The organism is Rhizorhapis sp. SPR117 (genome assembly GCF_021742065.1).
This window is the reverse complement of the sequence record NZ_JAKKIE010000009.1, coordinates 66,602-89,752: the sequence shown is the minus strand read 5'-3', so window position 1 is coordinate 89,752 and position 23,151 is coordinate 66,602. Positions and strand designations below refer to the sequence as shown.

General features: G+C 58.7%; 25 protein-coding genes and 2 tRNA genes. 9 read left to right on the top strand and 18 right to left on the bottom strand.

Going from position 1 to position 23,151, the window contains the following annotated elements; translation table 11 throughout:
- Positions 1-46 precede the first annotated feature (46 nt).
- Positions 47-541, top strand: a complete 495-nt coding sequence (locus tag L3X40_RS05740; protein ID WP_237364806.1) for a CinA family protein — start codon at positions 47-49, stop codon at positions 539-541.
- A gap of 8 nt (positions 542-549) precedes the next feature.
- Here the strand turns inward: L3X40_RS05740 and L3X40_RS05735 are convergent, their stop codons facing one another.
- The 4 genes from L3X40_RS05735 to L3X40_RS05720 all read right to left on the bottom strand — a co-directional run bounded on the left by L3X40_RS05735 (position 550) and on the right by L3X40_RS05720 (position 3,390).
- Positions 550-1,605, bottom strand: coding sequence for a nucleotidyltransferase family protein (locus L3X40_RS05735; RefSeq protein ID WP_237364805.1), 1,056 nt, complete (start codon positions 1,603-1,605; stop codon positions 550-552).
- On the bottom strand, positions 1,592-2,695 hold the full coding sequence (locus L3X40_RS05730; RefSeq protein ID WP_237364804.1) for a hypothetical protein: 1,104 nt from the start codon (positions 2,693-2,695) through the stop codon (positions 1,592-1,594). The genes L3X40_RS05735 and L3X40_RS05730 overlap by 14 nt, the downstream gene beginning before the upstream one ends.
- A 55-nt stretch (positions 2,696-2,750) precedes the next feature.
- Positions 2,751-3,026: a hypothetical protein gene (locus tag L3X40_RS05725; protein ID WP_237364803.1), complete on the bottom strand. Its 276-nt coding sequence runs from the start codon at positions 3,024-3,026 to the stop codon at positions 2,751-2,753.
- A 157-nt stretch (positions 3,027-3,183) separates the two neighbouring features.
- Entirely contained in the window at positions 3,184-3,390 is a 207-nt protein-coding gene (locus L3X40_RS05720; RefSeq protein WP_237364802.1) for a hypothetical protein, read from the bottom strand.
- A 254-nt stretch (positions 3,391-3,644) separates the two neighbouring features.
- Here L3X40_RS05720 and L3X40_RS05715 point away from each other — a divergent pair, with 254 nt between their 5' ends.
- From L3X40_RS05715 to L3X40_RS05690, 6 genes are all read left to right on the top strand, one after another.
- Entirely contained in the window at positions 3,645-4,628 is a 984-nt protein-coding gene (locus L3X40_RS05715; protein ID WP_237364801.1) for an agmatine deiminase family protein, read from the top strand.
- 42 nt (positions 4,629-4,670) lie between these two features.
- Positions 4,671-5,519 (top strand): N-carbamoylputrescine amidase, encoded by an 849-nt coding sequence (gene aguB, locus L3X40_RS05710; protein WP_237364800.1) that lies wholly within the window; start codon positions 4,671-4,673, stop codon positions 5,517-5,519.
- Positions 5,520-5,611: 92 nt separating this feature from the next.
- Positions 5,612-6,817 (top strand): saccharopine dehydrogenase family protein, encoded by a 1,206-nt coding sequence (locus L3X40_RS05705; RefSeq protein WP_237364799.1) that lies wholly within the window; start codon positions 5,612-5,614, stop codon positions 6,815-6,817.
- 199 nt (positions 6,818-7,016) lie between these two features.
- Entirely contained in the window at positions 7,017-8,189 is a 1,173-nt protein-coding gene (locus L3X40_RS05700; protein ID WP_237364798.1) for a carboxynorspermidine decarboxylase, read from the top strand.
- A gap of 139 nt (positions 8,190-8,328) precedes the next feature.
- Entirely contained in the window at positions 8,329-9,525 is a 1,197-nt protein-coding gene (locus L3X40_RS05695) for a type III PLP-dependent enzyme (protein ID WP_237364797.1), read from the top strand.
- Between the two features lie 69 nt (positions 9,526-9,594).
- Complete coding sequence (locus L3X40_RS05690) at positions 9,595-10,026, top strand: MAPEG family protein (protein WP_237364796.1); 432 nt, start codon at positions 9,595-9,597, stop codon at positions 10,024-10,026.
- Here L3X40_RS05690 and L3X40_RS05685 read toward each other — a convergent pair.
- The 10 genes from L3X40_RS05685 to aroA all read right to left on the bottom strand — a co-directional run bounded on the left by L3X40_RS05685 (position 9,995) and on the right by aroA (position 19,960).
- Positions 9,995-11,215 carry a class I SAM-dependent RNA methyltransferase gene (locus tag L3X40_RS05685; RefSeq protein ID WP_237364795.1) on the bottom strand — a complete coding sequence of 407 codons (1,221 nt, stop codon included), beginning with the start codon at positions 11,213-11,215 and terminating at the stop codon, positions 9,995-9,997. The genes L3X40_RS05690 and L3X40_RS05685 overlap by 32 nt on opposite strands.
- A 22-nt stretch (positions 11,216-11,237) precedes the next feature.
- Positions 11,238-12,641, bottom strand: a complete 1,404-nt coding sequence (locus L3X40_RS05680) for an NAD(P)H-hydrate dehydratase (protein ID WP_237364794.1) — start codon at positions 12,639-12,641, stop codon at positions 11,238-11,240.
- Positions 12,642-12,647: 6 nt separating this feature from the next.
- Complete coding sequence (locus L3X40_RS05675; RefSeq protein ID WP_237364793.1) at positions 12,648-13,016, bottom strand: hypothetical protein; 369 nt, start codon at positions 13,014-13,016, stop codon at positions 12,648-12,650.
- On the bottom strand, positions 12,997-14,718 hold the full coding sequence (gene ilvD, locus L3X40_RS05670; RefSeq protein ID WP_237364792.1) for a dihydroxy-acid dehydratase: 1,722 nt from the start codon (positions 14,716-14,718) through the stop codon (positions 12,997-12,999). Before ilvD ends, L3X40_RS05675 begins: the two co-directional genes overlap by 20 nt.
- A 444-nt stretch (positions 14,719-15,162) precedes the next feature.
- Positions 15,163-15,249 (bottom strand) — tRNA-Leu (locus L3X40_RS05665).
- A 101-nt stretch (positions 15,250-15,350) separates the two neighbouring features.
- The gene (locus L3X40_RS05660; RefSeq protein WP_237364791.1) at positions 15,351-15,632 is read right to left on the bottom strand and encodes an integration host factor subunit beta; all 282 of its coding nucleotides are present in this window, start codon (positions 15,630-15,632) and stop codon (positions 15,351-15,353) included.
- Positions 15,633-15,846: 214 nt separating this feature from the next.
- A complete protein-coding gene (gene rpsA, locus L3X40_RS05655) occupies positions 15,847-17,553 on the bottom strand; it encodes a 30S ribosomal protein S1 (protein ID WP_237364790.1) in 1,707 nt (568 codons plus the stop codon).
- Between the two features lie 195 nt (positions 17,554-17,748).
- Positions 17,749-18,384, bottom strand: coding sequence for a (d)CMP kinase (cmk, locus tag L3X40_RS05650; protein ID WP_237364789.1), 636 nt, complete (start codon positions 18,382-18,384; stop codon positions 17,749-17,751).
- Entirely contained in the window at positions 18,381-18,632 is a 252-nt protein-coding gene (locus tag L3X40_RS05645) for a CBU_0592 family membrane protein (RefSeq protein ID WP_237364788.1), read from the bottom strand. Before L3X40_RS05645 ends, cmk begins: the two co-directional genes overlap by 4 nt.
- On the bottom strand, positions 18,629-19,960 hold the full coding sequence (gene aroA / locus L3X40_RS05640) for a 3-phosphoshikimate 1-carboxyvinyltransferase (RefSeq protein ID WP_237364787.1): 1,332 nt from the start codon (positions 19,958-19,960) through the stop codon (positions 18,629-18,631). Before aroA ends, L3X40_RS05645 begins: the two co-directional genes overlap by 4 nt.
- Before the next feature lie 166 nt (positions 19,961-20,126).
- Between aroA and L3X40_RS05635 the strand changes: the two genes are divergently transcribed.
- Together L3X40_RS05635 and L3X40_RS05630 are read left to right on the top strand one after the other, a co-directional pair.
- Positions 20,127-20,453 (top strand): TIGR02300 family protein, encoded by a 327-nt coding sequence (locus L3X40_RS05635; RefSeq protein WP_237364786.1) that lies wholly within the window; start codon positions 20,127-20,129, stop codon positions 20,451-20,453.
- 97 nt (positions 20,454-20,550) lie between these two features.
- Positions 20,551-20,626: transfer RNA gene (locus L3X40_RS05630), tRNA-Ala, on the top strand.
- Between the two features lie 18 nt (positions 20,627-20,644).
- On the opposite strand, the gene L3X40_RS05625 is transcribed toward L3X40_RS05630, so the two are convergent.
- The 4 genes from L3X40_RS05625 to L3X40_RS05610 all read right to left on the bottom strand — a co-directional run bounded on the left by L3X40_RS05625 (position 20,645) and on the right by L3X40_RS05610 (position 23,001).
- On the bottom strand, positions 20,645-21,025 hold the full coding sequence (locus L3X40_RS05625) for a VOC family protein (RefSeq protein ID WP_237364785.1): 381 nt from the start codon (positions 21,023-21,025) through the stop codon (positions 20,645-20,647).
- 63 nt (positions 21,026-21,088) lie between these two features.
- Entirely contained in the window at positions 21,089-21,721 is a 633-nt protein-coding gene (gene queE / locus L3X40_RS05620; protein ID WP_237364784.1) for a 7-carboxy-7-deazaguanine synthase, read from the bottom strand.
- Entirely contained in the window at positions 21,718-22,407 is a 690-nt protein-coding gene (gene queC / locus L3X40_RS05615) for a 7-cyano-7-deazaguanine synthase QueC (RefSeq protein WP_237364783.1), read from the bottom strand. Before queC ends, queE begins: the two co-directional genes overlap by 4 nt.
- 183 nt (positions 22,408-22,590) lie before the next feature.
- Positions 22,591-23,001: a hypothetical protein gene (locus tag L3X40_RS05610; protein WP_237364782.1), complete on the bottom strand. Its 411-nt coding sequence runs from the start codon at positions 22,999-23,001 to the stop codon at positions 22,591-22,593.
- Positions 23,002-23,151: the final 150 nt, after the last annotated feature.

The window sequence follows — 23,151 nt, the reverse complement described above, 5'->3', positions numbered from 1 at the left end:
GTCAGGCGAGCTTGCAGTCAGCCGGTCCGAGGAAAGGTGCGGAGCCATGTCTCAGCATGACGATATTGCGCTTCGCGTAGCCCGCCTGGGAAAAGCCGTTGGCACCAATGGACCAAGTATCGTGATCGCCGAGAGCTGCACAGGCGGCATGCTATGTGGAGCTATCGTCTCCGATCCTGATGTCAGTGGTGCACTGGAGCGTGGTTTCGTCGTTTATTCCATCGATGCGAAATGCGAATTGCTCAACCTTGAGCGCGAGCGGGTCGAAGCCTGCGCCGGGGTGAGTAAGGATATCGCCATCGCCATGGCCAAGGCAGCGCTGGATCGCAGCCATGCAGATATAGCTATGGCGATCACTGGCTTTGCTGGCCCGCAGGAGCATGACGAGGAAGTGGGCCTCGTCCACATCGCCCTTATCGGGCGTGACGGAAAGCCGCGCCACCACATCTGTCATTTTGGCGATGTGGGGCGAGAGGTTGTCTGCCGAAAAACAGTATTGGTCGCCCTCGAACTGCTGACAGATGCGGCCGCCGATCCGTAGTCCGGGCTTTAGATCTTGCCCAGTTCGCTTCGGAAGAACAACCTTTTCAGGCTTTCTCGCCGGGGGAGGGATTTTCCGTTGTTCGCCGGGGCTTGCTTCGCTTCACGTCTGGCCGCGAGGTAAGACGGATCAAGCATGGACAGGAGCGTTAGGGGAAGTGCGGCCATCGGCCAGCGAATTTGAACCAGACGCCGCCAATATTGCAAGCGGGCGCGGACACCCGCCACGAGGGCGTCGGGCACATCTATTCGGAGCATTTTCCGCGCCGTGAGCAGCTGCGTCTTCATCGCGTTATGCGCATAGGGTTGTCTGAATAGCCGGTCCAACTGCTGCCACTGCAAATCGTCAAAGTTCGCGACCAGGTGCTGGATGTCGATCAGGTGACGTAGGTCGATGCGGCCGCGCAGATAATCCCTGCCTTTAAGCTGATCATGCAGCAGGAGGATCGAGGCGCACGCAACTGCGGAGGGTAATAAGGCGGTGCTTCCCGAAAGATGGATGGGCGATGCATCGCATGCCAGATCCGTGAATTGGTAAAACAACGTTTCGCCACCGCCATATCCGGTATGCAGGTCGATGGTGCCGGCATCTTGCGGTCGCCAGAGAACGGCCGGCACTTCAGGGCGAAGTGCTGGAAATTCCAGTTGATAGCCGATGGCGCTCAATTGCTCGATCGTCGTATGGAAATGGTCCGTAGGCACCATGATATCCAGATCCGCCAGCATCCGCTGCCCTCGCCGGTCGGGGTCCGTGCTCGCCAGCCAGGCAGAGCCTTTCAGCAGGATCGGCCGGGTGCCATGCGCATTCATGACGGCGCAAGCCTCATCCAACTGGTCGAGCAGGCGCTGATTACGCTGCTCGTTACGGGTCAGTATCTCGCGGAGGAACGTGTGAACATCCGATGGCAGCGCGGCAAGGTGCCCAGCATCCATGAGACGGGCCGAAAGAGCGGGCGTACAAAGCGTCTTGTTGGCAAGGGCGATTACGCGTGCCCAGTCGGGTGTTGCGGGCATGTCTCCTTGCAGACCGACCAACAGATCATTGAGATGGTTAAGCCGCGCCATCGGCGCACAGCCTGTCGAGCAGCGCAGCCGCTTCATCGAGATCGTCATAGTGCAGTTCGAACGCCCGGGCTGCCGCCACGGTGCGGATAAGGGTATCGAGTGCGGCGCGGTCTACCTCGCCGTTCGCCGATGCGGCTTCGGAGAGCAGCTGCCTGATTACGCGCGCGGGCTGAAGTGGCTCCAGCCGCGCGGCCCCGCCCTTGCTTCGCCGCAACATCACGATCCATCCAACGGACAGCGATGCTTGTTCTATCGGTCCGGGCGGGACGAGATAGCGGACGCGCTTGCCATCGGGCCTCCAGTGGGTTGCGGACTGGAGACGGTCGGCATATCTGGCGCTCATCAGCGGCCATGCCCCGGACTTGACCGTTGGAAGGAAGGGCAAACCCTGAACCTGACCGTCGGCATTGAACATGGTGATGTCATCGCCCTGATAGGCAAAGCCATTGGCGAGCAGCCAAGAGGTCAGGGTGGTCTTGCCCGCCCCCGGCCTGCCGGTCAGCAGGAGCGCTCGTCCATTGCGGTGCAGACAGGCGGCATGAAGCGCCAGAGACCAGCATGGGTCATTGATAATGTCCTGCATCAGGCGCGCCTTGACGATGGTCGCCGCCTGCGCCGGTTGCAGGATCGTTGCCTGCCCGCCATCCCGGCTGAACAGGGCCAAACCGTGCAAAGACCAGATGTCATAACGCCGCTCAATAGCAGCCGGTTGACCTTCGAGATGGGCAAAGACAGGTGCAATGTGATCGGCCAAAGCCTGATCATGGTATCGCAGCGCCAACCCCCTGCCGCCCAGAGCGATGGCTTGAGTCATCGCCACCGGGCCGACAGGCGGAATTTCCATGGCGCAAACCAGCCCGGAATGGGACCAATGCGCCAGAACATCCGCCAGCACGGTTGATGCCTCATCAAATCCGCGATCCTCGACCTCCCGCGTGAGTTGTCGAAGGCTGACTCCGTCTTCCAGACGGCATGCGATGTAACCGCCGATCTGGTTAACCTCGTACAAGGCGCGCTGAGACTGCGACAGGATGAGCGGCTGATCATCAATGAACGCGATCGAGGTCTCGGGGGTAAAGCGCAATGTCAAATCAGACCCCAGTCGAGCTCCTGGCTCCTCGGCCATCGGAAGCGGTTCGCCCGTTCTAGTAACGCCTGCCAGGATTGCCGGGACCGGTGCCGGGTCCGTCATTGATAGGCGGGTTGCCGGGCGGTTGAGGATCGAGGCCGTTGCCCACGCCATTGTTGCCCTTCGGGCCGCCACCACCACCGCCGCCCGATTTGGCGATGGCTGCGGAGGAAAGCGATGTAGACAACAGGATCGTCATTGCCGGCGGAACAGTAGCCGCAAAGCGCCCACAGGTCTTCAGAAAGCGACGCCTGTCCTCTGTACCTGATTGAAGGTCGGGATCCTCAGTCATCGATAGCCTCCTTGTCTATTCAGCGGCGACGATACTATCATCCCGCGCGATTACTGAGAGGTGCTATGAAGGGCTATATCCTTCGCTATAAACATCCTCCTCGCTCGCCGCGGTAAGGCTTCCAAGCATTCTTCTTCCGAGGTAGAAGGCATTGCCATCATTGCTTTGAGCATGCCTTGGCGATGTCGCCGATGCGGAGCTCTGCTGTGAGTTCATCGAAGCTGGCAGGGCCGAGCTCGAAGACCCGCTTACCCTTGGGTGTGACCCTCAGCCCATATCCTTGGACTGAATCATCCCAATGAATCTCGTAATCCCCTTGCGGTGGCTTCACCTTGTCGATAAAGGCCCTTGTCAGCTTTATCATTACGACGTCCTTTGTAACACATGTCTAACACACAAATACAGTTTCGACAGGTGGCCACGAACACGCAAGTAATTCTGTTTTTATATTTAACGAGTTCTTGCGGGTAGTTACGTGCAACTGCGAGCAACTAAAGATTCAAGAGTTCCAAGCTGGGGGTGGGGGTCGGAGGTTCCAATCCTCTCGCCCCGGCCAAACATATGTTCCCTGCTTTGCCAATTGGCATGAATTGACCCTAACCACGCAGGATTCGTGTCATGACCTATCGCCAGCCAGCCGAATGGGCACCGCATGACTGGGTATGGATCGGCTTTCCCAGTAATCCCGCCGAATGGCCCGATGCATTCGATGATGCGCGTCGTCAGGTAGCGGCCTTCGCTAACCATGTCCATGCAGGTGGCGAGGGCGAGGAGGTGCGCCTTGTCGCGTCGGATGCGGCCTCTGCACATGCCGCGCGCGCATTGGTCGACGATGGCGTTATCGTCCAGTCATTGCCCTTTGGCGACGTGTGGCTGCGCGATACCGGACCGATCGCCGTAAAGGACGGCGATGCACGCGCACTGGCCGATTTCGACTTCAATGGCTGGGGCGGCAGCTATGACATGCCCGGCGACAGGGACATTGGCGCATTGTTGGCCGCTCAGACGGATTTCACCTGCGCAAAGAACCACTGGATATTTGAGGGCGGCGCGGTGGATACCGACGGCACCGGACTGGCCGTCACCACCGAGCAATGCCTGCTCAATCCCAATCGCAATCCCGCGCTCGACCGGCGCAAGATTGAAACGCTGCTGGCGGGCAGCCTTGGCTATAGTGACATTCTCTGGTTGGGCGAGGGATTGGTCAACGACCATACCGACGGCCATGTCGACAATCTGGCGCGCTTTGTGGGCGAAGGGTTGCTCGCTATTCCTGAGCCTGCGGGCCAGGACGATCCCAACGCAGCCATTTATGCCGATGCCAAAGCCCGTGCCCGTGCTTTCGGGCTGGAGGTGGTTGCCATACCCTCCCCCGGCCTTGTCCGGCGCGACGGCGATATTATTCCCGCCAGCTACATGAATTTCTATATCGGCAATGCCGTCGTGGTCGTGCCCCAGTATGGACAGCCCAATGATCAGGCCGCGCTCGACGCGTTGCAACCCTTTTTCCCCGGACGGAAGATTGCAGGATTGATGAGCGACGCCATATTGACAGGCGGCGGAAGTTTCCACTGCATCAGCCAGCAAATGCCGTCCATTTGACATGCAGACCGTTTCTATACGGATCGGGCCATCGGAGGGATCATGACCCAGGTAACAGTCGCTGCTCTGCAACTCGCCTTTTCCGATGATATTGACGACAATATTGCCGCCGTCTCCGTGCTGGTGCGTCAGGCCGCTGCACGCGGGGCGAAGATCATCCTGCCGCCCGAATTGTTCGAGGGCCCTTATTTCTGCAAGGTCGAGGACGAAGCCCTGTTCGCCATGGCCCGACCAGTTGGCGAACATCCTGCAGTGCTGGCGATGCAGGGGCTGGCGGCGGAACTGGGCATCTATATCCCCACCAGTTTTTTCGAACGCGATGGCCAGCATCATTACAATTCGCTCGCCATGATTGGTGATGCGGGCGAAGTCATGGGCGTCTATCGCAAAAGCCACATCCCCGATGGCCCCGGCTATGAGGAAAAATATTATTTCCGCCCCGGCAATAGCGGATTCAAGGTCTGGGAAACCCGCTACGGCACCATCGGCGTCGGCATATGCTGGGACCAATGGTATCCTGAAACAGCGCGGATCATGGCGCTGATGGGCGCTGAAATGCTCTTTTTCCCAACTGCGATCGGGTCCGAACCCTATGACGCGGAACTGGACACCAGCCGCATGTGGCGACGCGCCATGGTCGGTCATGCCGTATCCAACGTCATGCCCGTGATCGCCGCAAATCGCATCGGTGACGAAGAGGGCCAAAGTTTCTATGGCCACAGCTTCATCACCGACGAATGGGGCGATCTGGTTTCAGAAGTGGGCGCGCAGGATACAGGTACGCTGGTGGCCACGATCGATCTGGACCGTGCACGCAGGCACCGGGCAGGCATGGGATTTTTCCGGGATCGGCGACCCGATCTGTATGCCCGGCTGACGCAGGATATTTGAAAAGTGAAATGGAGCACTGACATTGCTCTGTAATCCGCCATCCCTATATGGGCACGTTTAATAAACCCCTTATCCAGTATCGGAGCCAAGCATTGAGCAAGGTACTTGTCATCGGCGCAGGTGGCGTCGGGTCCGTAGCCGTCCACAAGATGGCAATGAATCCCGACATTTTCAGTGACATCACACTGGCAAGCCGACGGGTCGCAAAATGCGATGCTGTCGCGGAATCGGTGAAGCAGCGTACCGGCGTTGTCATCCATACAGCGCAAGTCGATGCGGATGATGTGGACGCGACGGCGGCCCTGATCGCCAGGGTTCAGCCAAAGCTCGTGGTCAATCTGGCGCTGCCCTATCAGGACCTTTCGATCATGGAAGCGTGCCTGAAAACCGGCGTTCATTATATGGACACCGCCAATTACGAACCGCGCGACGAAGCGAAGTTCGAATATCACTGGCAATGGGCCTATCAGGATCGCTTCAGGGAAGCCGGGCTGATGGCACTGCTGGGCTCCGGTTTCGATCCGGGCGTGACCAGTATATTTGCGACATATTTGAAGAAACATTATCTCGACCGCATCGATACGCTCGACATTCTCGATTGCAATGGCGGCGACCATGGTCAGCATTTCGCCACTAACTTCAATCCCGAAATCAACATCCGCGAAGTGACCGCCGTGGCGCGGCACTGGGAAAATGGCGACTGGGTGGAAACCCCACCTTTGTCGCACAAGCAGAGCTTTGATTTCGAACAGGTCGGGCCAAAGAATATGTACCTCATGTATCATGAGGAACTGGAGTCCCTGAAAACCCACTTGCCGGAAATCAAGCGCATCCGATTCTGGATGACTTTTGGCGATGCCTATCTCAAGCATCTGGAAGTGTTGCAGAATGTCGGTATGACGCGGATCGACCCGGTGATGTACGAGGGCAAGGAAATCATTCCGCTGCAATTCCTGAAAGCCGTGTTGCCCGAACCGGCCAGCCTGGGCGTCACGACCAAGGGCAAGACCAATATCGGGGACATCGCAACGGGGCAGAGGGGCGGCAAAAGCAAAACCTTCTACATCTACAATATCTGCGATCATGAAGAAGCCTATGCCGAAACCGGCAATCAGGCAGTGAGCTATACGACCGGCGTTCCCGCGATGATCGGCGCGGCGATGATCCTGACCGGCGCATGGTCTGGCGAAGGCGTGTTCAACATGGAACAGTTCGATCCCGACCCCTTCATGGACATGCTGAACAAGCATGGTTTGCCGTGGCAGGTGAAGGAATTGGACGGACCGCTGGATTTTTGATGTAAAGCCCTCTCTCCTTCAGGGGACTATTGCATAATGCGTGCATTGCCCAATTTTCGTCGTTCCCGCGAAAGCGGGAACCCATCTCCTGAGGTAAAATCAAGCGGTTAGGTCAGGAGATGGATCCCCGCCTTCGCGGGGATGACGGTAAATGGAATTATGCAACGATCCCACAGGAGAGAGGGAGGTGGAGACATAAATGGAAACCAGAGCCGGCGATCCCGGAGCTTTTGCACATTTCGACCTGAACCGCGTCCCATCCCCCAGTTTCGTGGTGGATGAGGCGGCGGTGCGGCGTAACCTGTCGATCCTGAAGGATGTGCGTGACCGCTCCGGCATCAGGATGCTGGCTGCACTCAAGGCATTCTCCATGTGGTCGCTGGGTGGAGTGGTGGCGGAATATCTGGATGGCGTATGCGCTTCGGGGATTTTCGAGGCGCAGTTGGGGCGAGACTATTATGGCGGAGAGGTCGCCACCTATTGCGCCGGATACAAAGCCGACGACCTGCGCGCCATCCTTGGCTTGTCCGATCATGTCATCTTCAACAGTCCGGCGCAGATTGCCCGTTTCCGCCCGATCATCGAAGAGGCGCGACGGAGCGGCAAACAGTTCGATATAGGCCTGCGCATCAATCCCGAACATCGCGAGGGCGAGGTTGAGAAATACGACCCCTGCCAGTTACACAGTCGCTTGGGCCACCCGATCAGCCAACTGAACGCGGCCGATCTGGAGGGCGTGTCGGGCCTGCATTTCCATACCTTATGCGAGCAGGATTTTCTGCCGCTGGAACGAACATGGGCGGCGGTCGAACCCGTTATCCGGCCCTATCTGGGTCAGCTCAACTGGCTGAATTTCGGCGGCGGGCATCATATCACCCGCGCTGATTACCAGCGGGAGGCACTGATCGCCTTCCTGACGCGCATTCGTCAGGAAACCGGCCTTGCCCTCTATCTGGAGCCCGGTGAGGCGGTGGCGCTGGATGCGGGCATATTGGTGGGTGAAATACTCGACGTCATGGACAATGGCATGCCGGTCGCCATCACCGATATCAGCGCCACATGCCATATGCCCGATGTGATCGAGGCGCCCTATCGCCCCGCCATGTTGGTTGAACGGACCGAGGGGGCATTAGTGCGACTGGGCGGCCCGTCCTGTCTGGCAGGCGATATTATCGGCGACTACCGTCTTCCCGATTCGGCCCATGCAGGGCAACGAATCGCCTTTCTGGATCAGGCCCATTATTCGATGGTGAAGACCAATACATTCAATGGAGTGCCATTGCCGTCCATCTATCTGTGGAACAGCGAAACCGACGCGTTGCGCCAGATTCGCGGCTTTGGTTATGATGATTTCCGCAATCGCCTTTCATGACAGTTTTGTGACAGTCTTTTTTTGACCCCAGGGTTTACAGCAGGACCGCGCATTTATATATCGCACCCCTGCTGCCCCATGGGACTTCCACCGCAAGGCAGCCTTACTGCTCATTACGAACCACTGGAGGTCCCTTGAATTGTCCAAGCATCATAGCGCGCTGGGGATAGCTACTGCCCTCAATCCGGTCGATCCGGTAACGCTTTTTCGTCCGCAGGCTGCACGCCGCGCTGCCCAGTTCTTCGTTCAGAAGTTTCCGGGCAAGTCGCTTTATGCCGTCAAGGCGAACCCTTCGCCCGAGCTTCTGACGACGCTCTGGGAAAGCGGGATCACGCATTATGACGTTGCCTCGATTGCCGAGGTGCGGCTGGTCGCCCGCGTGCTGCCGAAAGCGACGCTGTGCTTCATGCATCCGGTAAAGCCGGAAGAAGCCATTGCCGAGGCCTATCATCAGCATGGCGTGCGCGTCTTCTCCCTCGATACGATGGAGGAGTTGGACAAGATCATGCGGGCGACGAACAACGCGACGGATCTGTATCTGTGCGTCCGCCTGCGCGTGTCGTCCGACTATTCGAAGCTCAGCCTCGCGTCCAAATTCGGCGTCGAAGTTGGCGATGCCCGCGAACTGTTGATGGCCACGCGCCAGGCCGCCGATGCGCTGGGCATCTGTTTCCATGTCGGCAGTCAGGCGATGACGCCTCATGCCTATACGCAGGCCATGGAGCGCGTCCGCATGGCCATCGTCGATGCGTCGGTCACCGTAGACATCATCGATGTCGGCGGGGGTTTCCCATCGGTTTATCCGGGCATGGAACCGCCCGCGCTCGAACTGTATTTCGACGCCATCGACCGCGCTTTCGAAAGCCTACCAATCAGCTATTCGGCTGAATTGTGGTGCGAACCGGGCCGTGCACTGGCTGCGGAATATAGCAGCTTGATCGTCCGCGTCGAACGCCGCCGGGATGAGGAACTGTATATCAACGATGGCGCTTATGGCGCGCTGTTCGACGCCGCGCATCTTGGCTGGCGCTTTCCGGTCAAGCTGTTGCGGGAACAGGACAGCACGGCAGAACTCGCGGATTTCAGCTTTTATGGTCCAACCTGCGACGATATGGACCATATGGCCGGACCGTTTTCACTGCCCGCCGACGTGAAGGCCGGAGACTATATCGAAATCGGGATGCTGGGCGCCTATGGCTGCGCGATGCGGACCGCGTTCAATGGTTTCGGATCAGGTGCGGTATATGAAGTGAGCGATGAACCGATGGAAAGCCTGTATCGCGAAACGGTCGAACCGCTGCGCCGCCCCGCCACGGTGGTGTCGTTCAACCGCTAATATAGGTTTTATTTGACAACTTAATTGTCATTAGGCATCCTCCTGTTCAGATGAACAAGGGGATGCCTAATGCCGATGCCTATTCTCGCACCTGCCGCTGCGTTGGTTCTCTGGTCGATGGTCATGCTGTGCTGGGTGGCAGCAACGCGCCTGCCTGCACTGGCCAAGCTGAAGATCCCACCTGAACGGACGGTAGGTGGGCGGGGCAGCGATCTTGACGGCGTACTGCCGCGTGAGATCCAGTGGAAAGCCCATAATTACAATCACCTGATGGAACAGCCGACGCTGTTCTACGCAGTCGTCATCATTCTGGCGCTGTTGGGCCATGGTGCAGGAATGAACCTGTGGCTTGCTTGGGCCTATCTGGCGTTGCGGATCGCGCACAGTCTATGGCAGGCGATCATCAATACGATACCCGTGCGGGTGTCGCTGTTCACATTATCGTCGATTGTGTTGCTGATCCTGTCAATCAACGCGTTGAGGGCGGCGTTGGCCGTTTGAATATCCCCACCAGTTCCACATGGGTAGACCAGCGGAACTGGCCCACCGGCTTCACACTGTCCAGCGCGTAACCCGCCTCTGTCAGTAACTTCGCATCGCGGGCAAAGCTGCCGGGGTTGCATGAAACATAAGCGATAACGGGCACGTCCGATTGCGCAAGCTGGAGTGCCTGATCGCGTGCGCCCGCGCGCGGCGGATCGAGGATGACGGTTTCGAAGCGGTTGAGTTCGGCCGGGACAAGAGGCCGCCGAAAAAGATCGCGGTGATCGGCGGCAAACTTCCGCTGGGCGCGATTGGCCGCAAATTTCAGGGAAAGCACAAGGTCGCGTGCCGCCTCTGCGGCATAGACGGCCTTACCCGCGCCAACGGACAGGGCAAAGGTGCCAAGGCCGCTGAACAGATCCGCAATGGCACCTGCATTCGCGGTTGCGGTGCGGACGGCATCGACCAGAGCCGCCTCCCCATCCGCTGTCGCCTGCAAAAAGGCAAAGGGCGGAAAGGAAACCGGCACATCGCCCAAGCTGATCGTAACCGGCTCTGGCTCCCAGCGGATTTGCGGACCATCGCCTTCATCGATGCAAAGGCGGGCGAGGCCATGTTCCTGCGCGAATGCTGTCAGGCGTTCAGCGGTTTCCAATCCATCAGCCCCGACATTCTCCAGCAGCAGGTCAATGCCCTGATCGGTCAGCGTCATGCGAACATGGGCGGCACGGCGATCCTCGACCAAATCGATCAACAGCCCCCGCAACGGTGCGACCAGCGCGAACAGGACAGGGTGCAGGATATCGCACATCGCCATATCGACGATGCGGTGACTGTTCTCGCTGGAAAAACCGATATGCAGTTTCTTGCCGAAGCGCGCCGCACGCAGGGAGGCACGGCGACGGCTGTGCGGCGGCGAAACATAGGCGGGCAAGACCTCGCGCACTTCCACCCCTTGCCCCACCAGCGCGCCTGCCACCCGGTCCCGGACATAGGCGGCAAGGCTGTCCGCATCGAGATGCTGAAGCTGGCATCCACCGCACAACGGGAAATGGGTGCAGGACGGTTCGATATGATGCGGACCAAGGATCAGGCCACCATCCGAACCAAGTCGATCACCCGGCGCGCTGAGCGGTACATGCCGGCCATCGGCAGTGACGCCGTCGCCCCTGGCGGCGATCCGGATGATTTCACTGGGATCGGTCATAACGACTTCGCTCGGGTTCGCATCACAAACAGGCGGCCAGAACCGAAGGAATATGTGCAATCAGATCATCGGCAACAAAAGCCGGACCTGCCCATCTGGCGGCCTCTGCATGAATCCAGACGGCATTTCGAGCGGCAACCAATGGATCGCGGGTCGTTGCAAGCTGCGCGGTGCACATGCCCGCAAGCACATCTCCCGTACCGGCGGATGAAAGCCAGGTTGAAGCGGGCGGTGCAATCCACGACTGACCATCGGGCGCGGCTATAACGGTGTCGGCGCCCTTATAGATGACGATGCTGTTGCTCCTGGCCGATGCTATCCGCGCACGTTCGACTTTGCTGCCCTTTATATTGCCGAAAAGACGGACGAACTCCCCCTCATGCGGGGTCAGGATGGGGCGGTGGGGCAGGGCGCACAGACGGTCCACACCTCGATCGGCCAGCAATATGAGCGCATCGGCGTCTATCACGAGCGGATGGCCACTGTTCAGCGCTGATTCCAGCCGTGTCCATGCTTCCTCATCACGGCCAAGACCCGGACCGATCAGAACGGCGGCAATACGTTCATCGGCCAATATGTCGCGCACGGCAAAATGATCGGGCGCGTGCGTCTGGACAATCGCATGGGTTGCCGGGTGCCCGGTCGATTTGCCCAGATATTTGACATAGCCCGCGCCTGTATGGGCCGCCGCTTCCGCCGCCAATATGCCTGCGCCGGCCATATAGCCACCCACAATGGCGGCTAGGCCCCGGTTATATTTGTGACTGGCCGCGCTCGGTGCAGCAATAGCTGGCAGGGAAAGCCGATGGAGAGCGCCGCCCGATGCGTCAATGCCAATGTCGGCGCAGACCAGTTGGTCAAAGCAGCTCGCCCCCGGCTGAAGGAAGTGCGAAATCTTGTACGCGCCCAATGTGATGCACAGGTCGAAATGCGGCACCGGAGACAGGCAAGCGCCGGTGTCACTATCCATTCCACTGGGCACATCAATGGCAAAACTATGCTTCGCCTTGCCCACAAGTTCGATGAGGCGGGCAGAAAGCTTTTTATCCAGCCCGCGTGTCAGGCCAGTGCCGAACAGCGCATCGATCAGTTGTACCGCGGGCCTGACGGTCGCTATTTCTTCAACCGGGCCATTCCATGCCTCACGCGCCCGGCGCGAGGATGCTGTGGTGCTTTCGCCCATCGCTGCAACCCGCATGGGCACACCGCGCTCCGCCAATATGCGCGCGATGACGAAACCATCGCCGCCATTATTGCCAGGCCCGCACAGGACCAGCGTGCTATGACGCGACCCTACGCGCCAGATATATTCCGCTGCCGCCGCGCCCGCACGCTCCATCACGTCATATTCGGGGACGCCGCTTGCGAACAGGCGCTGTTCCGCCTCCACCATCTGCGCCGCCGTCAATATGGGTGCGTCCGGCATGATGCTTCAATCGGCCTTTGGACCGATAGTTGCCGGAAAGCGATAGCGATCCCCATCGACGTCGACATCGATCATGTTTTCCGCCGCAATCGATAGCCGGACCTGCTGAGCCCCATCGGCGGGGATGACGCCCCGGCCATCGCGCACGATGCGGAAACGGCGGAAACCGCCATCCGGATGATGCATGACGAGCAGCGCCCCTTCCGGACCGTCAACCCGTTCCAAAAGGCAGCTTTGCGTCATTTCGCTTGCTCCACCAACGGCACAAAACAGCTTGCCGTCAACATCGGCGGTGGCTTCGGGTACATCGTTGCTGGAATTGCAGGCCGCGATGGCCAGCATCAGAACCGCAACACTAAATATCCGCATAGACATGGGTTTCGGCCTTTGCTCCAGGATGCGTAACTGCACCCTTATAGGCCGGACCCACATTCTGTGCATAGCGCCACAGCGCCCCAGACTGATAATCATTGGTGCGGGGCTGCCATGCCTTTCGACGTTCAGTCAGCACGGCCTCTTCCACCATCAGGTCGATCGTGCCCGCTTCGGCATCAATGGCAATGATATCGCCTTCTTCGACCAGAGCGATCGGTCCGCCATCGGCCGCTTCGGGTCCGACATGGCCAATGCAAAATCCGCGCGTCGCACCCGAAAAACGCCCGTCGGTGATCAGGGCCACGCTTTCGCCCATGCCTTGCCCATAGAGCGCCGCCGTGGTGGACAGCATTTCGCGCATGCCGGGGCCACCCTTTGGTCCTTCATAGCGGATGACGATAACCGACCCTTCGCGGATCTTGCGCGCTTCAACGGCGGCGAAGCAATCTTCTTCGCAATCGAATACCTGAGCAGGGCCAGTGAATTGCAGACGATCCATGCCCGCAACCTTCACAATCGCGCCATCAGGCGCCATCGACCCGCGCAGGCCGACGACACCGCCGGTCGGGCTGATCGGCGACTTCGCGTCGTAAATCACCTTCTGATCTGGGTTCCACGTCACCTGCTCGATATTTTCGCCCAGAGTCTTGCCAGTCACGGTCAGGCAATCACCATGCAGCAAGCCCTCACCCAGCAAAGTCTTCATCAACATATAGACGCCGCCGGCATCGTACATATCCCTGGCGACATACCGGCCGCCGGGCTGTAGATCGGCGATATAGGGCGTGGTCTTGAATATTTCGGCCACGTCGAACAGGTCGAACTCTATCCCCGCCTCATGCGCCATGGCAGGCAAGTGCAGGCCGCCATTGGTGGAACCGCCCGTTGCAGCCACCACGCGGGCAGCATTCTCAAACGCTTCACGGGTACAGATGTCGCGCGGACGCAGATTGCGCGCAAGAAGCTCCATCACCTGTTCGCCCGCCGCCAGCGCGATTTCGTCACGGCTTTGATAAGGGGCAGGAACCATATTGCTGTTGGGAAGCGACAGGCCGATGGCCTCACCTACGCAAGCCATGGTGTTGGCGGTGTATTGACCACCGCATGCGCCATGTCCGGGGCAAGCCACCTTTTCCAGCGCGATCAGTTCCTGCAACGGGCAATTGCCGGCGGCATGCTGGCCCACCGCTTCGAACACGTCCTTTACCGTCACGTCCTTGTCATGGAAACGACCGGGCAGGATGGAGCCGCCATAGACAAAGATGGACGGCACGTTCAGGCGCAACATCGCCATCATCATTCCGGGCAGGCTCTTGTCGCAACCGGCAAACCCGACAAATGCGTCGTAGCAATGGCCACGCATGGACAGTTCGATCGAATCGGCAATGACTTCCCGGCTGACGAGGGAGCTTTTCATGCCCTGATGGCCCATGGCGATGCCATCGGTCACCGTGATGGTGTTGAAACGGCGCGGCATCCCGCCGCCCTTTTCCACGCCCGCACGGCAGATATCCGCCTGCGCATTCAGGGTTGTGTTGCAGGGCGCGCTGTCATTGCCCGCCGACGCAATTCCGACGAAAGGACGGGCAATATCTTCTTCGGTCAGGCCCATCGCATAATAATAGCTGCGGTGCGGCGCACGTTCCGGCCCCACGGAAACATGGCGGCTGGGAAGTTTCTGCTTGTCGAATGTATTGGTCATGTCCTGTCCCTTTTCGTGAGGGCCTCTTTCCAAAAAGGGGGCGCTCACGCAAGAGAATTGCGGCAATCGAAGAGGATCGGCGCAAGAATATCCGCGAATCTACGCCGCCCCGCCAATTCGCCTGAAGCCGCCTTTTGCAAAAGCGCTCAAGAGCCCGAAAATGCTATGAATGCATATCACCGTTTCGCGAGCATTTCTCGAAAATGAATGACACCGCCATCCGCTGGTCTGGAGAACCGAAATAGCCGAACCAGTTCCTCACGATCTGGCTGTACATCGACCTGCCTCGCTCCCAACCAATCCAATGCACAGGAGAGTGATTGGGAGATCGTCCGCTCGGGCGTTTCCAAGCCGCCGAAGGGAAGGGGGCGCTTATCCGCCAAATGAGCCACAGAAACTTGTGTCCGGATTGCCGATGTCTCCAGTTCTGGTGCGTGAATAGCTTGGTGCGGACGGCGGGACTTGAACCCGCACTTCCATTCGGAAAGCAGATTTTAAGTCTGCTGCGTCTACCGATTTCGCCACGTCCGCACAAAGTTTCCACTCGCTGTCCAAGGGCAGCGCCAAACCGTGCGGAGCAGTGGAGAATAACCGTCCAGCCGTCAAGTATCGCGACGCAGCCGGAAGATCAATCAATCGGCGTTCAGGCGTTCGCGCATTTCCTTGCCGGGCTTGAAATAGGGCACGCGCTTGGCCTGAACCTTCACGGCTTCCCCGGTACGTGGATTGCGCCCGGTGCGCGCATCCCGGTGGCGGGTCGTGAATGCGCCAAATCCGCGCAACTCCACCCGGCCGCCCGCAGCAAGACGATCGATGATTTCCCCAAAGAAAAGATCAACGATTTTTTCTATTTCCTGAAGCGTCAGGTCCTGATTTTCATCCGTCAGCTTCTGTACAAGTTCCGACCTGATCATCCCGAGTCCCCCAACCCATAAACTCTTTTTTTATTCTACTGAATAGTTAACCACATTGAAATATTAAATGTTGAAAATCAGTGCGATATTTTTCAAAAGTAGCTGCATTTTACAAGATTTTACAATTTGCACTCATGTTGCAACAGCGAAAAGAAAGGCCCGCCAGACTTTAGTCTGACAGGCCTTATACCTTTAGTTGTATCCCCTGATACGATTACTCGGCTTTTTGCTTCAGCGCTTCGCCAAGGATGTCTCCCAGCGATGCCCCCGAATCGGACGAGCCATATTGCGCCACTGCATGCTTCTCTTCCGCGATCTGCAACGCCTTGATCGAGAAGTTCGGCTTTTTGCTGCGGTCGAACCCGATGACCAGCGCATCGAGCTTCTGACCGACCTGGAAGCGGTCGGGGCGCTGCTCGTCACGGTCACGACCAAGGTCGCTGCGCTTGATGAAGCCGGTTGCGCCATCTTCGCCTGCCTGGACTTCCAGACCGCCGTCGCGCACTTCCAGCACGGTAACCGTAACCGTCGCACCTTTGTTGAGACTACTCGAAGCTGCGGAGATACCCGCGCCCGGCGCACCCTTTTCAAGCTGCTTCATACCCAGCGAGATGCGTTCCTTTTCGATGTCGATGTCAAGAACGATGGCCTGAACGGCCTCACCCTTGCGGTGCAGGTTAAGGGCGTCCTCGCCCGAAATGCCCCATGCGATGTCCGACATGTGAACCATGCCGTCAACGTCGCCGTCGAGACCGATGAAGAGGCCGAATTCGGTGGAATTCTTGACTTCGCCTTCAACCGTGCTGCCGACCGGATGATTTTCTGCAAAGGCATCCCAGGGATTGGACTGCGCTTGCTTGAGGCCCAGAGAGATGCGACGCTTGTCTTCATCAACCTCAAGGACCAGAACTTCGACTTCCTGGCTGGTCGAAACGATCTTGCCGGGATGGACGTTTTTCTTGGTCCAGCTCATTTCGGAAACATGGACCAAGCCTTCAATGCCGGCTTCCAGTTCGACGAACGCACCATATTCGGTGATGTTGGTGACGCGACCCATCAGCTTCGCACCGATGGGATATTTGGCGCTCGCGCCTTCCCATGGATCGCTTTCAAGCTGCTTCATGCCCAGCGAAATACGCTGCGTATCACGGTTGATGCGGATGATCTGCACCTTCACGGTATCGCCAATGTTGATCATTTCATTGGGGTGATTGACCCGCTTGTAGCTCAGGTCGGTGACGTGCAGCAGGCCATCGATGCCGCCCAGATCGACGAAGGCGCCATAATCGGTGATGTTCTTGACCACGCCCTCGATGACCTGACCCTCGGCCAGCGTCAGGATAAGGCCGCTGCGCTGTTCGGCGCGGGTTTCTTCCAGAACGGCACGGCGCGACACGACGATGTTGCCGCGGCGACGATCCATTTTCAGAATGACGAAAGGCTGCGGAATATCCATCAGCGGGGTAACGTCCCGCACAGGGCGGATGTCCACCTGGCTGCCCGGCAGGAACGCGACGGCGCCATCCAGATCGACCGTGAAGCCACCCTTCACACGACCGAAAATAACGCCTTCGACGCGCTTTTCTTCGCCGAATTCGGATTCCAGCTTGTCCCATGCGGCTTCGCGACGAGCGCGGTCGCGCGACAGCATCGCTTCGCCATTGGCATTTTCGACGCGGTCGACAAAAACTTCAACTTCATCGCCAATTTTCAGATCGGCCTTCTGGCCGGGGGCGGCGAATTCGCGCAGTGCGACGCGGCCTTCGCTCTTCAACCCTACATCGATGACCGCCATGTCATTTTCGATGCCAGTAACGGTGCCTTTTACGACGCGGCCTTCAAAACCGCCATCTTCGCCACCAAGTGATTCGTTCAGCATTGCCGCGAAATCATCGCGCGTCGGATGTGCCACAGAGGCCATAAAATCTAAGTCCCTACATGTCGTTGCTGGCCAGCCAGTTGTCTCCGGCGGTCTTTGGCCAAACTGCAATATGCACCCCGTGTGCATACCGCATCCCGCAGAAAAGCAGACTTTTGGACACATAGGATTGGATAAGCGAAAAGGGCGCATAGACATAGGGCGGTCTTCCCACCCTGCCTAGCGCCGCATAGCCGGTCAGTTTGTCCGCTGACCTTCCACCTGTGCGTCCACAAGCAAGATTGCCTGCCGGACGGCCGCCTCTATACTAAGATCGCTCGTATCTAGCAAGACCGCACCCTGTGCTTGCTTCAGCGGCGCCACAGCGCGGTTCGTGTCGCGCGCGTCGCGGGCGCGAATATCGGCCACCAACGCGTCCAGATCAGCGGCGAGACCATGGTCCTGCAATTCCCGCATCCGCCGCTGCGCCCGCATCTCCGGGCTGGCGGTCACGAACAGCTTTACGTCGGCATCGGGCGCGATCACCGTGCCGATGTCACGCCCGTCCAGGACCGCGCCACCCGTCTGCCCGGCAAAATCGCGCTGCCGCTTTACCAGCGCGTTGCGCACGGCGGCATGGATGGACACGCGCGAAGCCAGTGCGCCTATCGCTTCGCTGCGCAGTTCAGGATCGGTCAGCAGGGCGTCATCAAAGCCGCAGGCGGCCAAAGCATCGGCTTCGTTGTCCGGATCGCCGCCCGCGCGTGCGACCGACAGGCCGACGGCGCGATACAGCATTCCCGTGTCCAGATGCGGCAGCTGGTAATGGCGAGCAAGCGCTCGTGCGATCGTGCCCTTGCCTGATGCTGCGGGGCCATCAACAGCAATAATCATGCGCGCCTTCTTGCCTTCAACGCCTTGGCGATACCCAGAAGCGCCAGCCCGCTCCATACAAACTCCAATATCAGCGAGGCCAGATTATAATGCACCGTCAGCGATATGCAGAGCATGACGGCGCCCAAGAGGTTGACGACATTGTAAACGAGCGCGTCCACCCGTGCTGCCATATTATTATAGGCATAGGCGCCAACAATGCAGGCGCTCCCCAGCAGGCCGATGATGTCGGCAAGCACCGGATTCATGCGATGCCCCCCAAAGATTCGAGCAACGGCACAAAGCCCGGGAAGCTGGTCGAGACAGGGCGCATGTCGTCAATCTGTACACCACCACTTGAAACCAGACCTGCCACGGCAAAGCTCATGGCAATGCGATGGTCAAGTTTCGTCGCCACCGGCCCGCCACCGGCCAATAACTCCCCGCCCGTTCCGTCGATGACGAGCCCATCTTCCAGTTCTTCCACCTGCGCCCCGATCATCCGCAGCCCTTCGGCCATGGTGGTGATGCGGTCGCTTTCCTTGACGCGCAATTCTTCCAGCCCCCGAAAAACACTGCGCCCTTTGGCCAGTGCGGCGGCAACGAAGGCGACCGGATATTCGTCGATCATGCTGGGTGCACGTGCCGGATCAGGCTCAACCCCCGTGAGCGTGGAAGCGGCGACAACAAGATCCCCCACCGGCTCGCCGCCGACTTCGCGCGGGTTTATGACCTCTATGTTCCCGCCCATTTCCAGTAACAGATCCACCAGGCCCGCGCGCGTCGCGTTCAATCCTACATTTTCGATCGTTACCTGTGATCCAGCGACCAACAGCGCGGCAACCATGGGAAAGGCCGCAGACGAGGGATCGCCCGGAACAACGATAGTCTGCGGCCGCAATTCCGCTTCTCCTTCGAGAGAGATGACCCGCGCGCCATCGGCCTGAACCTCGACCGTCAGCGCCGCACCGAAACCGGCGAGCATCCTTTCGCTATGATCGCGTGTGGGAACAGGTTCGATGACGCGCGTGATGCCCGGCGTATTGAGGCCAGCCAGCAAGATTGCCGATTTCACCTGCGCCGACGCGACCGGCAGGCGATATTCGATCGGTACGGCGGGGCTTATCCCGCGCAGGGTCAGGGGCAAGCGCCCCCCCGGACTGGCCGTAAATTCCGCGCCCATCGTTGACAATGGCTCCATCACCCGTCCCATCGGTCGCTTGCTGAGCGATGCATCGCCGACAAATGTCGCGGTCAGGGCATGACTGGCGACCAAACCCATCAACAGGCGAGTCGATGTTCCGCTGTTGCCCATCTCCAGCGCCTGTTGCGGCTGCATCAGTCCGCCGACACCCACGCCGTATATACGCCATACGCCGCCATCGCCGCGCACGACATCCGCGCCCATCGCCCTCATCGCGGCGGCCGTCGCCAGCACATCCTCGCCCTCCAGCAACCCTTCGATCCGGCTTTCGCCGACAGCCAAAGCAGACAGCATCAGGGATCGGTGAGAAATGCTCTTGTCACCTGGCACGGTGATCGTACCCTTCAATGCGGCGGCTTTGGTGAAGGTCCTGGTCTGGGCAGTCGAATTCATGGATTAAGCGTCCGGATGGTTACTGGCGCCGTTGTGCACGGCGGTGAAAAATGCGAACCGGCTTTTGACAGCGCGGCAATGCTATGGCAAGGCGCGCGTCACTTTGCGACGTGACTGCGGTCATGCCGTATATTCTTGGCTTATATAAAAAGGACAGAGGCGGCACATGGTGAAGCCTGAATGGGGTACGAAACGGACCTGCCCGAAATGCGGACTCCGATTTTACGATCTGGGCGCGGATAGCCCGGTAAACTGCATTGAATGCGGAAATACGTGGATGCCGGAATCGGTTCTGAAATCCAAACAGCCGCTGCCTTTCGAAGAAGCGCCCAAGAAGGTGGTTGAGGCTGAGGAAGCGGATACCGATCTGGTCGGCGATGACCTGGACATCGATGTCGATGAGGACAATGATTCGCCTGACAATGACGTTGACCTCGGCGGGGATGACGATCTGGGCGTTGCGGCGACCGATGACGATGATGACGACAATTAATTTTATCTGATTTGTCGTAATCACCACTTGCAAAAGAGGCGTATGCTGACCTAAAGGCATGCGCCTCACCCGCCGATACCAGACGGCGCACGATATTGGGGCCTTAGCTCAGCTGGGAGAGCGCCTGCATGGCATGCAGGAGGTCAGCGGTTCGATCCCGCTAGGCTCCACCAATCCAAATTCAGGGCAGTTTACCCGCTTCCGTAGGGGCGTGTCAGCACTTCAAGCGAGTGGCCATTGGGGTCCTGGAAATAAAACCCGCGACCACCATCGTTATGGTTGATCGTGTTGGGCTGCGATCGTGCCGGATCGGCCCAAAAGGTCAGACCCCGCTCTTGGATGCGAGAAAATACCGCGTCGAAATCATCCTCGCCGATCAGGAACGCATAATGCTGTGCGGCGACGTCGCCGGTCTTTTCCATGAAATCGAGCGACACGTCGTTATCAAGCGTGACCACCATGAAATGCAGGAAGGGAACGGGGGCGGGGCGGCCCAGAATATCGGCCAGAAAGGCGGACGACCGTTCCTTGTCCCGGCACCATATGATCGTATGATTCAATTGCACTGGCATCGCGAACCTCCCAGATCAGGATATCGAAGTAGAAACGCCTGGAAGCGGAAAGCGGTCCTTCGTTTACCGTAAACCCAGATATTTGTGGGTCTGGACCGACAGCCGCCATTTGGGGTGCGACAGCACGAAACCAATCGCGGCCCGGTGATTGGCGGCTGCATCTTCATTATCCATCGGCTGAATCAGATAATGATCGAACGCCCACTCTTCCATGTCATCGACATCGCTGCCCGGTTGCGGCCAGACAAGCTTCAGTTCATCGCCCGACCGCTGCACGACTTCGCTTCCCGCTTTTGGGCTGATACAGACCCAATCGAGACGGGGATGTGCGGCGATGGTGCCGTTGCTTTCAATCGCAACCATGAAATTCCGGGTATGCAGCGCATCCACCAGCGCATCGTCCACCTGCAGCATGGGTTCCCCCCCGGTCAGAACGATGAAGCGCTGTCCATCGGCCTTTCCCCAAAAGGCCGATGCCGCGTCGGCCAGTGTGTCGGCGTCAGCGAACTTGCCGCCGCCATCGCCATTCGTGCCGACAAAATCGGTATCGCAAAAACGACAGACAGCATTGCCACGATCCGCTTCCCGTCCGCTCCAAAGATTACATCCGGCAAAGCGCAGAAAGACTGCGCGACGGCCCGCCTGCACGCCTTCACCCTGCAAGGTCAGGAACATCTCCTTAACGGCGTAGGTCATGGCAGGGTCGCGTATAATGTCGGATCAGGCAAGCCAGCTTCCTCAAACCCCTTGTGCCGCAGGCGGCAACTGTCACACAGGCCGCAATGCAGCCCTTCAGCGGTCGGATCATAGCAAGACCAGCTCATCCCCGCATCCAGGCCCAATCGTTGCGCCTGTATCGCTATATCCGCCTTGGTCATGTGCTGGAGCGGCGCATGGATCGTGAAGGCCTCACCCTCCACTCCTGCCCGTGTTGCCAAAGTAGCCATGGCTTCAAATGCTTCGATAAATTCCGGGCGGCAATCGGGATAGCCTGAATAATCCAGCGCATTGACGCCAATAAAGATATCCCGCGCACCACATGCTTCGGCAAGACCAAGGGCCAGCGACAGGAAAATGGTATTGCGTGCGGGCACATAGGTCACGGGAATCGCACTTCCCACGCCGTCCTTGGGCACAGCAATATCGGCCGTCAGTGCCGATCCTCCAAAAGCGCGCAGATTGAGCGGCAGCACGATGTGCGCCGCAGCGCCCAATACCTGAGCAATATGTGCAGCCGATTCGAGTTCCACCCGATGCCGCTGATTATAGTCGATCGTCAGAACATGGAGGACATAGCCCGCCTCTCGCGCCAGCGCGGCCGAGACCATCGAATCGAGTCCTCCTGACAGGAGGACAACTGCGCTTTTTTGCGGACCGGACATGGGAAAGGGCCGCTACGCCCCAATGCCGCCTGTTGCAAGGGCGGAGCGCCAATAAACAACGCTGCAAAAAAATCGGGCCGCCTTTTTACGGGCGGCCCAGTCAGGCTGTATCAGCCGATTAAGGGAGGAAAGTGTGCCAAAGGGGGCACTCAATCCTTTTACTGACCAGAGATAAATATGTGGTTAACGGCATTCACCCTTGCGCCGCCCCTCCATCCAAAGGGAGAATGGCGCACCTCGTGCGATGCCCTGCGTATGGATTTGCACCAGCCGGGCCGTTTCGATCCGCACGGTGGTGCGGCCATGTCCCGCCCCAGGACAGCTATAATGCACCGTCACCACTTTGGCTTCATCCTCTATGATATAACGGGTGCATTGGTTGCCGGCGTGAAAAACCTGCAATAGCTGGATCGGATTGCCCAGGCAGAGATTAATATCCGTCCCGCCCGGCTCGCGCGCGTGCAATTCCCACGCGCCTTTTTCCAGACCGTTTAGGGCGGCAAGACCGGGCGCATGCGCCGGTGCGGCGCCGGTAAGGGTCGCCCACATGCCGGCAATCGCCATGGCCAAGCGCCGGGATCGCACTTTAGTCATATTCAATTCCCCAGGATCGTCGCACGCCGCTTTGCCCCCAGCAAAGACAACGATCTCGCCCCAACATTTTTTATAAAAAGAAATTATGGCAATTTCATATTCGAAACGGAACATAGTCGCCACAATTATGCCAGGATGGCCACCATTGAA

Excerpts from the sequence above, each read along its gene's own strand:
- L3X40_RS05740 (WP_237364806.1), top strand. The coding sequence starts at position 47 with ATGTCTCAGCATGACGATATTGCGCTTCGCGTAGCCCGCCTGGGAAAA.
- L3X40_RS05735 (WP_237364805.1), bottom strand. The coding sequence starts at position 1,605 with ATGGCGCGGCTTAACCATCTCAATGATCTGTTGGTCGGTCTGCAAGGA.
- L3X40_RS05725 (WP_237364803.1), bottom strand. The coding sequence starts at position 3,026 with ATGACTGAGGATCCCGACCTTCAATCAGGTACAGAGGACAGGCGTCGC.
- L3X40_RS05720 (WP_237364802.1), bottom strand. The coding sequence starts at position 3,390 with ATGATAAAGCTGACAAGGGCCTTTATCGACAAGGTGAAGCCACCGCAA.
- L3X40_RS05715 (WP_237364801.1), top strand. The coding sequence starts at position 3,645 with ATGACCTATCGCCAGCCAGCCGAATGGGCACCGCATGACTGGGTATGG.
- aguB (WP_237364800.1), top strand. The coding sequence starts at position 4,671 with ATGACCCAGGTAACAGTCGCTGCTCTGCAACTCGCCTTTTCCGATGAT.
- L3X40_RS05700 (WP_237364798.1), top strand. The coding sequence starts at position 7,017 with ATGGAAACCAGAGCCGGCGATCCCGGAGCTTTTGCACATTTCGACCTG.
- L3X40_RS05690 (WP_237364796.1), top strand. The coding sequence starts at position 9,595 with ATGCCGATGCCTATTCTCGCACCTGCCGCTGCGTTGGTTCTCTGGTCG.
- L3X40_RS05685 (WP_237364795.1), bottom strand. The coding sequence starts at position 11,215 with ATGACCGATCCCAGTGAAATCATCCGGATCGCCGCCAGGGGCGACGGC.
- L3X40_RS05680 (WP_237364794.1), bottom strand. The coding sequence starts at position 12,641 with ATGCCGGACGCACCCATATTGACGGCGGCGCAGATGGTGGAGGCGGAA.
- L3X40_RS05675 (WP_237364793.1), bottom strand. The coding sequence starts at position 13,016 with ATGTCTATGCGGATATTTAGTGTTGCGGTTCTGATGCTGGCCATCGCG.
- ilvD (WP_237364792.1), bottom strand. The coding sequence starts at position 14,718 with ATGACCAATACATTCGACAAGCAGAAACTTCCCAGCCGCCATGTTTCC.
- L3X40_RS05660 (WP_237364791.1), bottom strand. The coding sequence starts at position 15,632 with ATGATCAGGTCGGAACTTGTACAGAAGCTGACGGATGAAAATCAGGAC.
- rpsA (WP_237364790.1), bottom strand. The coding sequence starts at position 17,553 with ATGGCCTCTGTGGCACATCCGACGCGCGATGATTTCGCGGCAATGCTG.
- cmk (WP_237364789.1), bottom strand. The coding sequence starts at position 18,384 with ATGATTATTGCTGTTGATGGCCCCGCAGCATCAGGCAAGGGCACGATC.
- L3X40_RS05645 (WP_237364788.1), bottom strand. The coding sequence starts at position 18,632 with ATGAATCCGGTGCTTGCCGACATCATCGGCCTGCTGGGGAGCGCCTGC.
- aroA (WP_237364787.1), bottom strand. The coding sequence starts at position 19,960 with ATGAATTCGACTGCCCAGACCAGGACCTTCACCAAAGCCGCCGCATTG.
- L3X40_RS05635 (WP_237364786.1), top strand. The coding sequence starts at position 20,127 with ATGGTGAAGCCTGAATGGGGTACGAAACGGACCTGCCCGAAATGCGGA.
- L3X40_RS05625 (WP_237364785.1), bottom strand. The coding sequence starts at position 21,025 with ATGCCAGTGCAATTGAATCATACGATCATATGGTGCCGGGACAAGGAA.
- queE (WP_237364784.1), bottom strand. The coding sequence starts at position 21,721 with ATGACCTACGCCGTTAAGGAGATGTTCCTGACCTTGCAGGGTGAAGGC.
- queC (WP_237364783.1), bottom strand. The coding sequence starts at position 22,407 with ATGTCCGGTCCGCAAAAAAGCGCAGTTGTCCTCCTGTCAGGAGGACTC.
- L3X40_RS05610 (WP_237364782.1), bottom strand. The coding sequence starts at position 23,001 with ATGACTAAAGTGCGATCCCGGCGCTTGGCCATGGCGATTGCCGGCATG.